Below are 1,973 nucleotides of genomic sequence, written 5' to 3'. Positions count from 1 at the left end.
CGAGTGCACGATGGACTGTCGGTGCACGGTGACGTCGATTCGGTCGTAGGGCACGCCGAACAACAGGTGGGTCTCGATGAGTTCGAGTCCCTTGTTGACCAGCGTCGCCGAGTTGAGCGTGTTCATCGGGCCCATCGACCAGGTCGGATGCGCCGCGGCCTGCTCCGGCGTCACCGATTTCAGCTCGACCTCGGACCAACCGCGAAACGGCCCGCCCGACGCGGTGAGAATCAGTCGGTCGACCTCGCTGGCGCGACCGCCCCGGAGGCACTGCGCGAGGGCGGAGTGCTCGGAGTCGACGGGAACTATCTGACCGGGCGCTGCGGCCGCCAACACCAGCTCTCCCCCGGCCACCAAGGACTCCTTGTTCGCAAGCGCCAGTCTCGCACCGGACTTCAATGCTGCCAGGGTCGGTTCGAGCCCGCGGGATCCGACGAGCGCGTTGAGGACGACGTCGGCTTCGACGGATTCGACCAGTTCGGTGACGGCTCGATCACCGGTGAGAACCCCGGGATGGTCGAGTTCGGCACCGGCCGCAGGATTCGCGACTGCCACAGAGTCGACCCCGGTCTCGCGGATCTGTCGACGAAGCAACTCCACGTTACCGCCACCGGCCGCGAGACCCACGATGTCAAAGAGATCAGGATTGGCCGCGACGACGTCGAGTGCCTGGGTTCCGATGGACCCGGTGCTTCCCAGCAGCAGAACTCGGGTGGGCCGGACCGTGCTCGACGATATGTTCGGGGCGGTCGGCGCGGGTGTTCGATGCTCTGGCACCCGACCATTGTGGCTGATGGCAGCTGAGAGCTGGCTGTGCAGCACCGGACACTGCACCGGACACTGCACCGGACATGGCATCGTCGCGGTCATGACACTCACGTATCCCGAAGTCGGCGGTACCCGCGGACCACTACCTGCCGGCTACCACCACACCGACCGTCGGGTGCGCATCGGCTCGGGACGTCCCGCTTACGCCTCCGCAGCGCAGGCGCTCCTCGGCTGGGACATGCACCGCGGGGCCGGCCTACGGGTCGACGCTTCGGCGCCGACGGCGGTTGTCGACGCCGAGGTCGTACTGTCACTCGGCCCGGTACGCATACCCTGCCGTGTCGTGTACGTCGTCGACGAAGTCGACCGGACCGGATTCGCGTACGGCACTCTGGCCGGCCACCCCGAGCAGGGTGAGGAGAGGTTCGTGGTCGAACTGGACGGCGACGGATCCGTCTACGTGCACATCGTTGCCTTCTCGCGGCCGGGTCGGTGGTTCACCAAAATAGGCGGACCTGCCGGCCGTCTGGTTCAGCGCGTGTTCACGAGCCGATACTGCGCCGCACTCGCCCGCGCCGCCCGGCCCTAGCGGGCGCCGGGTGGATGCACGTCCATCCAGTGTCGAGCGATGTCCGCCCGCCGCGCGATCCACACCTTCTCGTGGGACTGCACATGGTCGAGGAACCTCTCCAACGCGGCCATGCGGGCGGGCCGCCCGACCAGCCGGCAGTGCAGCCCGACCGACAGCATTTTGGGTGCTCTCGCCGCGCCCTCCGCGTACAGCACGTCGAACGCGTCTCGGAGGTGGGCGAAAAATTCCTCGCCGGTGGAAAACCCACCGGGCGAGGCGAAGCGCATGTCGTTGGTGTCCAGCGTGTACGGCACCACCAGGTGATCGACGGTGTCCGCCCCCTTTGCCACGCGTTCCCAGTAGGGCAGGTCGTCCGCGTAGGAATCGGAGTCGTACAGAAAGCCCCCGTGTTCGACCACGAGCTCGCGCGTGCTGGGTGAGTCCCTGCCCGTGTACCACCCGAGGGGCGCCCGGCCGGTGAGCGTGCTCAAGATCTCGACGGCTTCGGCCATATGCTCGCGTTCGACGTGCTCGTCCACCAACTGATAGCTGACCCACCGCAAGCCGTGGCAGGCAATCTCGTGGCCGAGTTCGACGAATGCTGCCGCCGCCTCGGGGTTGCGCTGCATGGCAC

2 protein-coding genes and 1 pseudogene are annotated in these 1,973 nt (G+C 67.2%); 1 reads left to right on the top strand and 2 read right to left on the bottom strand.

The annotated features are described in order from the left end of the window. A partial coding sequence (locus WBQ44_RS12675) for a 1-deoxy-D-xylulose-5-phosphate reductoisomerase (protein WP_495567038.1) occupies positions 1-777 on the bottom strand: 777 nt, incomplete at its 3' end. Positions 778-868: 91 nt separating this feature from the next. Between WBQ44_RS12675 and WBQ44_RS12670 the strand changes: the two genes are divergently transcribed. Beyond that, the gene (locus tag WBQ44_RS12670; protein WP_495567037.1) at positions 869-1,357 is read left to right on the top strand and encodes a DUF1990 domain-containing protein; all 489 of its coding nucleotides are present in this window, start codon (positions 869-871) and stop codon (positions 1,355-1,357) included. Here the strand turns inward: WBQ44_RS12670 and WBQ44_RS12665 are convergent. Next, a pseudogene (locus WBQ44_RS12665) lies at positions 1,354-1,973 on the bottom strand (allantoinase); the annotation flags it as partial. The gene WBQ44_RS12670 and the pseudogene WBQ44_RS12665 sit on opposite strands and share 4 nt — an antisense overlap.

Origin of the sequence: Rhodococcus sp. (in: high G+C Gram-positive bacteria) (assembly GCF_049591685.1) — a bacterium.
Taxonomy (GTDB): Bacteria; Actinomycetota; Actinomycetes; order Mycobacteriales; family Mycobacteriaceae; genus Rhodococcoides.
Note: the sequence above shows the minus strand (reverse complement) of the source record. Positions and strands in the feature narration are given on the sequence as shown.